Here is a 7,953-nt window from a genome sequence, read left to right as displayed (position 1 = left end):
TGAAGGATGACAGCCTTCTGGCATGCGCCGGGCCGTACTCCCTCAGGCCTGCCTTCTTCTTCGAGAACTCGAGATCCTCGACGGCAATGCCGTAGCGCCTGCTCCGGGCGAGCAGCGCCAGAGCACGGACACTGTCCCCGATGACGACCGCGGCACGGCCTTCGTCCGTGCCTGCTTGCGGGAAGGCCAGCTTCAGTCGGCCCACGGGATTGCCCCGGTGGTCGACGAGAGTGACGGCCAGGTGGTCGACGTTGAGGTCCACCGCGACGACGCCGTGGCGGATGTCGGTGATGACCTCGGCGATGGGCTCGTCCACGGTGACGTGGGCGTGCCAGCGGTTGTCGTCGTCCAGGAAGAACAGCCAGGTCAAGCTGACCCGGGTTGCCTTGTCCCGGTTGCGCTCCAGGACGGCCAGAAGCTCCTTCTGCCCGTAGCGGAACTGCACACCGCGCAGGGTGTGCGCCCTGCCGCCCAGGGCATTGGGCAGGCGAATGGAAAGGCTCTCCCCGCCCCAGTGGGCGCTCTGGTTGCCGTGGACGCCTGCCGTCTTTGATCCCACGAGGAAGATGCGGCTGTTGCGCCGGGCCTGCCAGCCGGTGACGTCGCCCTGCCGGAGCAGTTCACGTCCGCCGAAGCAGATACGGGGGCGACCTTCGGCGAGCTCCCGCTCGGCCACGGCCAAGCGGCCGCGCAGCACGTCCAGGCGCTGCTTCTTGCCCACCTGCTTGAAGTGGAGCGTCTCCCTCCGCTTCTCGGTCTTGGCCTTGTCCATGTGCCGACCGAGAGCGGCGATCCGCTCGATCGTAGCCTCGATGGCGTCCTTGAGGCGCTGAGCGGTGAAGCCAGTGCCGCGCCTTGGCCATGAGTTCGCCGTACGGCCGCAGCACGTTGTGGGCCGCAGGGTCCTCGATGATGGCGCAGAAGGTGCGGCTCATGCCTTGAGCGCGTCCAGCGCGCGTTTGGCGCGGTTCCTGGCCGAGCGTCGGCCGTAGAGCCGCGCCGAAAAGCACGCCATCAGGTCGACCATGTCCTGGACGAGGTCGTCCTCGACCTCGCCTGGGTTGACGACCAGGATGGAGCGCTTCGTCGCTTTGAGCGCCTGCTCGAGTTGTGCCACGCCGAACCGGGCCAGGCGGTCGCGGTGCTCGACGACAATGCGCTCCACCGACGTGTCGGCGAGGAGGGCGGCGAGGTCGCGGCGCTTGTCGTTCAGCCCGGAGCCGATCTCGCGGACATATCGGTCGATCTTGATGTTGGAGGCCGCGGCCCACTCGGCGATGCGGGCGATCTGGCGGTCGAGGTCGGCCTTGTGGTCGTGCGACGAGACGCGGGCATATGCGACGGTCTGCCGGACGGGTTCCGGTTCGTCGACCTCGACGAGCCAACGTCCTGCCGGAGACAGTACCGCTCCTGGTAGCGTGCCGGACGTGGCCATGCGCCAGGCGGTCATGCGTGACACGCCGTTCTGCTTAGCCCATCGCGTGATCGGTAACTTGCGTCTCATTTGATGCAAAAGCTACGTCATTCCGCAGGTATTTGCAACCCTATGCCGCGCTGGCGCGCGGCCCGCTGTCCCTCCCCGCCCTCAAGGGCGGAGTCTCTCGCGGAGGCTCTGATGAGGCACCCCGCCACTGTCCGCGGCTGCCGGCACTCTGTACACGAATCTGTGAGAAGCGCTGCCCCGTGGCGCCTGCAAACCGCCAGAGCGAGCCAGGACGTCCCGATGCGAACCTTTGACCCGGGCGCTGCGCGCCTCGGTATCCGCGGCCGGATCCTTGCCGGGTTCAGCCTCCCCTTGTTGCTGCTCGCCGCCGTCGGCGGCCTGGGCGTCCTCAGCCTCGGTCAGGTCGGCCAGGCCTTTCAGGCCTTCAGCCACGGGGTGCAGATCAGCGCACTCGTCAGTGAGGTCGAGAGCAACTTTATCAGCCTGCGTCGGCACGTGCGGGAATTCGGCCTGACCAGCCAACCCGCGGACGCCGCCGCCAGCGAGCTGACCGGGCGGATCGAGGCCGGGCTCGACCGCCTGATCGCGGGCACGCGCCAGGAAGAGCGGCAGGCGGCGCTGCGCGAGATGCGCGACCATTTCCTGCGCTATCGCGAGGGCATCGACCGCACCCGGGTGCTGCGGACTGAGCAGGACCGGCTGATGCGGACCGGGATGGACCGGCACGGCCCGCAGATCCTGGCCGCCCTCGACAACCTGGCCGAGGCGCTCGATGCTGCCGAGGATCATGCCACGGCCATCACCGCGCACCAGGCCATCGAGGCCGCGCTGCTGGCGCGGCTGAACGCCAACAAGGTGCTCGGCCGGCACGAGGAGTCCGCAGCCACCGCGGCGAACCAGGCCCTGGAACGGCTCCGGCAGTCGCTCGACGCGCTCGACCCGGCGACCCGCGGCACCGACCGGCATGGCCTGGTGGCGGCGGCCGCGGGCGATGCGGCGGCCTATGCTGCGGCCTTCACCCAGGCCGGGGCCAAGGCGGCCGAGCTCGATCGCCTGCTGAACCGCGACATGCGGGAGGCAGGCGAGCGCCTCTCCACCGCGGCCACCGCGCTGCGCGAGCGCACCAGCCGTGAACGGGAGGCCGAGCAGGCTGCGGCCGAGGCGGTAATTTGCCGCAACGAACTCTGGCTGGGCGGCCTGGCCTGCGCCGGTATCATCACCGGGATCCTGCTCGCCTGGCTCATCGGCCGGGGCATTGCCCGCCCGGTCACCGACATGGCGGGTGCCATGCGCGACCTCGCCGGCGGCACCCTGGACGTCGCCATCCCCGCCCTCGTGCGACGCGACGAGGTGGGCGAGATGGCGGCGGCGCTGCGGGTCTTCCGCGACACCGCGGCGGAAACCCGCCGCCTCGAGGCCGCAGCGGCGGCGCAGCGCGAGGCGCGGGAGCACCGCCAGGCAGCGATGAGCCAGCACACGCAGGAATTCGGCGTCTCCATCGCCTCGGTCATGGCCCGCCTCACCCAGTCCGCCGAGGCCATGCGGGAGGCCGCCGCCCGCATGACGGACGATGTGGGCGAGACCGAGCGGCAGGCGCGCGGGACCGCCACGGGCGCCGAGGCCTCCTCGCGCAACCTCGCCACCGTCGCCGCCGCGGTCGAGGAACTGACGGCGAGCAGCGGCGAGATCGCCCAGCAGGTCACCCATGCCGCTGCGGCGGCGCGCACCGCGGTGTCCTGCACCCGCAGCACGGACGCGAAGGTGCGTGGCCTGACCGAGGCCGCCGGGCGCATCGGCGAGGTCGTCGGCCTGATCAGCGACATCGCGGCCCAGACCAACCTGCTCGCGCTGAACGCCACCATCGAGGCGGCGCGTGCCGGGGAGGCAGGCAAGGGCTTCGCCGTGGTCGCGGCGGAGGTAAAGCTGCTCGCCTCCCAGACCGCCCGGGCGACGCAGGAGGTGGCGCAGCAGGTCGAGGCGATCCGCGGCGCCACCACCGAGGCGGCGGAAGCGGTGCAGGCGGTGAACGAGGCGATCGGCCGGGTGGACGAGGTCGCCGCGGCGATCGCGGCGGCGGTGGAGGAGCAGGGCGCGGCCACCCGCGAGATCGCCGGCAATGTGCAGACGGTGGCCAGCACGACCGAGGCGGCGACGCAAGCCATGCAGCAGGTCGCCGAATCCGCCCGGGGCGGGGAAGAGACCAGCCGCACCGTCTCCCGCTCGGCCGAGGAGATCGGCGAGGTGGCCGGCCGGCTGCGCCGCGAGGTGGACCATTTCGTCACCCTGCTGGCGGGCGGCGATGGCGAGAATCGGCGGATGTACGAGCGTATTCCCGGCGCCGGGTTGCGTGCGCAGCTCATGATCGAGGGACGCGACCGCGGCACGGCCGCGCTGCGCGACATCTCCCGCGGCGGCGTGGCGCTGTCGCTCGGCGGCTGCGGTGCGGTCGGCGACGAGGCCACGCTGCTGCTGCCGGAGGCGGGCGGGCCGGTCCCGGCGCGCATCGTCCGGGTCGACCGCGATGCCATCGCGCTGGTCTTCCACCACGACGAGGCGGTGCTGTCGCGCATCGACCGGACGCTGGCGGCCGCGCAGACCGCCGCGCAGACCGCCGCGCAGTCCAGGGCGGCCTGACGGACCCCCGCCCCTGCCCAGGCCGTCCGAGCGACCAGTGATCGACGAGCAAGCCATGCGTGCAGCAACTGCGAGGACCTTCCGGCGCCTGGCCCGGCTGCTCGCCGGCATGCCCGACATGCTCGTGGCCCTGGCCTGCGTGGCGCTGCTCTGGGTGGGCACTGTCGCCTATCTCGACCACCAGACGCGCGACGCCATCGCGGCGGCGCAGGACCAGACCGAGCGCTTCGCCATCGCCTTCGAGGAGAGCGTGGCGCGCCGGGTGGACCTGATCGACAGCGCGCTGCTGCTGCTGCGGGACGCCTACCTCACGGGCCGCGACGACATCGACATGGCACAGGTTACCCGTGGCGTGACGACGGGCGGTCCGGTGTTCCAGTTCGGCTATATCGACGCCGACGGCGTCTTGGTTGCGACCAACCTACGCCACACCGATGTCCGCATGGACCTCTCGGACCGCCCGCATTTCCGCGCGCATGCTGAGAATCCTGGGCGCGACAAGCTCTTCGTCAGCCTGCCGGTGATCGGGCGCGCCTCGGGCAAGATCTCGATGCAGTTCAGCCGCCGCGTCGCCGACCCGGACGGCAGCTTCCGTGGCGTGGTGGTGGCCTCGATCACCCCCCCGGGCTCCCTGACCTCGCTGCACAGCGAGATGGGCGACGGCAAAGGCATGCTGATGCTGCTGGGCACGGATGGCGCGCTGCGCGCCCGCTCGCCCGCCATCGGACGGGAGGCGGTGGCGCAGGCTCTTGCGGCGGCGGTCGGGACGACGGCGCGCGGCAGTTTCATGCGGGGCGCAGGCCAGGACCTCGTGCTGCTCGGCAGCTATCGGCAGGTCAGCCAGCGGCCGCTCACCGTCGCGGTGGCCCTGACCGGGGAGGAGGTGCTGGGTGATCTCCGGTCCGGGCGGCGACAGGTGATCGGCGCGGCCGCGGCGGTGAGCCTTGCCGCCCTGCTGGCCGGGGGGGCGCTGACGCTGCGCCGGCACCGGCTGGCCCGGTCCCGGCGCGACCTCGCCGCCTCGCGCGAGGCGCTGGCCGATGCGGTCGAGAGCGTGAGCCAGGGCGTCTTGATGACCGACAGCGAGGGGCGCGTGACGGTGGCCAACCGCCGCGCGCCCGAGCTGCTCGGGCTATTGCCGGAGGCCCTGCAGGGCCGGCCGACCCTGCGGGCGCTGTCGCGGATGCAGTTCGTGGCCGGTGAGTTCGGCACCGCCTTCCCTGATCTCGACGCCTTTGAGACCTTCTCCCGCAGCGAATGGCAGGATCTCGGGCGCAACCATGTCTATGAGCGCAAGCGGCCGGACGGCACGGTGCTCGAGGTGCGGACGCATGCGCTGCCGAGCGGCGGCGCGGTCCGCACCTATACCGACATCACCGAACGGCACCTGATGGAGGAGCAGGCACGCCACTTCGCCCTGCATGACAGCCTGACCGGCCTGTCGAACCGCGTGCTGATGGGCGAGCGGCTGGTCCTGGCGGTCCAACGCGGTGGCTGTGCCGTGCTGTTCCTCGACCTCGACCACTTCAAGCTGGTGAACGATCGGCACGGCCATGACGCGGGCGACCGCCTGCTGGTCGAGGTGGCGGTGCGGCTGCGCGCCGTACTGCGCGCGGGCGATACCCTCGCCCGCCTCGGCGGCGACGAGTTCGCCATCCTGCTGTCGCAGGCCAATCCCGCCATGGCCTCCGCCGTGGCGCGCCACACGATCGAGCTGCTGCAGGAACCCTTCGAGCTCGACGGGCGCCGCTTCGTCATCGGCGCAAGCATCGGGATCGCGCTGCATCCAAGGGACGGCACGACGCCGGCGGCGCTGCTCTGCGCCGCCGACACCGCGATGTACGCGGCCAAGCGGTCGGGCCGGAACACCTTCGCCCTCTATGACGAGTACATGGAGCGCGACGCGGAGGAGCAGCGGAGCCTGGAGCGGGACCTGCGCGAGGCGGTGGCCACCGGCCAGTTCCACCTGGTCTACCAGCCGGTCTGTAGCACCCACAGCGGCGAGGTGGCGAGCTTCGAGGCCCTGATCCGCTGGTGCCATCCGGTACGCGGCCATGTTCCGCCGTCGCTCTTCATCCCGGTGGCCGAGCAGGCAGGCCTGATCCTGCCGATCGGGGCCTGGGTGCTGGAAACCGCCTGCAGCGAGGCGGCCGCCTGGCCACGGCCGGTGCGCGTCGCGGTCAACATGTCGCCGCCGCAATTCCTGCAGCACGACCTCTGCGACCAGGTGCGCCGCGCGCTGGACCGTGCCGGACTGCCGCCGGACCGCCTGGACATCGAGGTGACGGAAGGGCTGATGCTGGGCGACGAGGAGGTGGTGCTGACCAACATGACGCGGCTGCGCGCCATGGGCGTGCGCATCTCGCTCGACGATTTCGGCACCGGCCATTCGAGCCTGAGCTACCTGCGCCGCTTTCCCTTCGATCGCATCAAGATCGATCGCTCCTTCGTCCAGAATCTCGGCGTCGGCACGGAAGCGCGCGCCATCGTGCATTCCGTGCTGAGCCTCGGCCGCAACCTGAAGCTCGACATCATTGCCGAGGGCGTGGAGACCGAGTTGCAATTGCACGAGTTACGCATGCTCCGTTGCGAGCTCGTGCAGGGCTACCTGCTCGGCAAGCCGATGACGATGGACGACGCCGTCGCACTGCTGCGCGGCGCAGCGCAGGGCATGGAAGGGCGCGCTGCGCCCCAGCCGACACTGGCCGGATAGCGCGGCAGCGAGGCCACCCCGCCGCGGCCACCGGACCGAACAACGGAGGCCAGCATGACGAGATGGCGCGTACGAACCGATTGGTTCTGGCAAGTTTCCGACAGTCTGAATGCATGTCATATGCATCGTTCTCTGGCACGCGCCGGATCCCGTACCATCAGCTTTCGATAATGATATGCAATGCTATTTGATATTGGGGCATCCACAGCATGCTACCGATCGATCTGCGAGACCTTCATGATTATGTCCAGCGGGCCGTGGCACTGATCTCCAAAGCCGTCGACGAGGGCAAGGCCGGCGAGCAGCGGCAGAACCTGCTCGATGCGATGCAGGCGCTCGATCACGTGGAGTCCGTGATCGACAACGCCTTCGCCATCAACCTGGACATGCCACGCGGCGAGAGTGTTGTCGGGATGCAGACCGCGGCGTCACGGCGGACCGCGGCGCAGCCCTGATCCCTGCCGTGCAGGCCGGGTCAACAATACCGGACCTCCTTCGCCGCGCCGGATATCCGCCGTGTCGGGACGCCGCGCCGCCCGGAGCGTAACGGTCGACCCGGGTGCTAAAGCGCCGGTGTCACACACCGATTCCGCAAGAATGGAGGCACCTGCTCTCGGCCGGGACCTTTCCGCATCGCTTATCTTGGCTTGTCTCGTGCCGGAAAGACCGGATCCGGTCTTTCCGAGTTCTGGGGCGACGATTGCCAGACGCGGTGGGCACGATGCGAGCGCCATGGGTAAAGCCGGGCTTTACGATCATCTATTCAGACCGGATGCGCCCGACAGGGTATGAATACTGTCGGCGCAAGGTCTTCAAGGATTTCCCGCGCGCGGCGCAATTCGCCCTCTCCCTTTCGGAGACGCACCACCATCCCGTGGTGATGGCGGTCAAGGAACAGGGGGCACCACCACAGGTGCTCGACCTCGCTTCGATTCGTAACATGATTGGGTCAGTCCCTGGCGGTGGCGCCAAGGACGGCTCTGCTCAGGGTGTTTTCGCCCGCATGCCCTGGCTGCGCCGGATGGCCTCGGCGATGGGTCGCTAAAGGCCGAGGCCGCCGCGGGCGGCGAGGGCCGCGCCGAGCGCCTCGTCCATGACGTAGTCGAAGTCGCTCGAGCCGAGCCCGCCGCCGAGCGCGCCCTCACGCCGCGGCGGGCGGGCG

At 70.1% G+C, this 7,953-nt stretch carries 6 protein-coding genes; 4 read left to right on the top strand and 2 right to left on the bottom strand.

The window, feature by feature from the left end; translation table 11 throughout:
- Both Q7A36_RS37050 and Q7A36_RS37045 read right to left on the bottom strand, forming a co-directional pair.
- Positions 1-772: hypothetical protein (locus Q7A36_RS37050; RefSeq protein WP_305108817.1), on the bottom strand; the 772-nt coding region annotated here is incomplete at its 3' end.
- A 159-nt stretch (positions 773-931) separates the two neighbouring features.
- A complete protein-coding gene (locus tag Q7A36_RS37045; RefSeq protein ID WP_305108816.1) occupies positions 932-1,504 on the bottom strand; it encodes an IS607 family transposase in 573 nt (190 codons plus the stop codon).
- Positions 1,505-1,723: 219 nt separating this feature from the next.
- Here Q7A36_RS37045 and Q7A36_RS37040 point away from each other — a divergent pair, with 219 nt between their 5' ends.
- The 4 genes from Q7A36_RS37040 to Q7A36_RS37025 all read left to right on the top strand — a co-directional run bounded on the left by Q7A36_RS37040 (position 1,724) and on the right by Q7A36_RS37025 (position 7,836).
- Positions 1,724-4,078 carry a methyl-accepting chemotaxis protein gene (locus tag Q7A36_RS37040; RefSeq protein WP_305108815.1) on the top strand — a complete coding sequence of 785 codons (2,355 nt, stop codon included), beginning with the start codon at positions 1,724-1,726 and terminating at the stop codon, positions 4,076-4,078.
- Between the two features lie 55 nt (positions 4,079-4,133).
- Entirely contained in the window at positions 4,134-6,791 is a 2,658-nt protein-coding gene (locus Q7A36_RS37035) for a bifunctional diguanylate cyclase/phosphodiesterase (protein WP_305108814.1), read from the top strand.
- Positions 6,792-7,000: 209 nt separating this feature from the next.
- On the top strand, positions 7,001-7,246 hold the full coding sequence (locus Q7A36_RS37030) for a hypothetical protein (RefSeq protein ID WP_305108813.1): 246 nt from the start codon (positions 7,001-7,003) through the stop codon (positions 7,244-7,246).
- Positions 7,247-7,512: 266 nt separating this feature from the next.
- Positions 7,513-7,836 (top strand): hypothetical protein, encoded by a 324-nt coding sequence (locus tag Q7A36_RS37025; RefSeq protein ID WP_305108812.1) that lies wholly within the window; start codon positions 7,513-7,515, stop codon positions 7,834-7,836.
- Positions 7,837-7,953: the final 117 nt, after the last annotated feature.

It is taken from the genome of Paracraurococcus lichenis (genome assembly GCF_030657435.1).
In the GTDB taxonomy this organism is placed as follows: domain Bacteria; phylum Pseudomonadota; class Alphaproteobacteria; order Acetobacterales; family Acetobacteraceae; genus Paracraurococcus; species Paracraurococcus lichenis.
The sequence above is the reverse complement of the archived record's forward strand: the minus strand, read 5'-3'. Positions and strand labels throughout refer to the sequence as shown.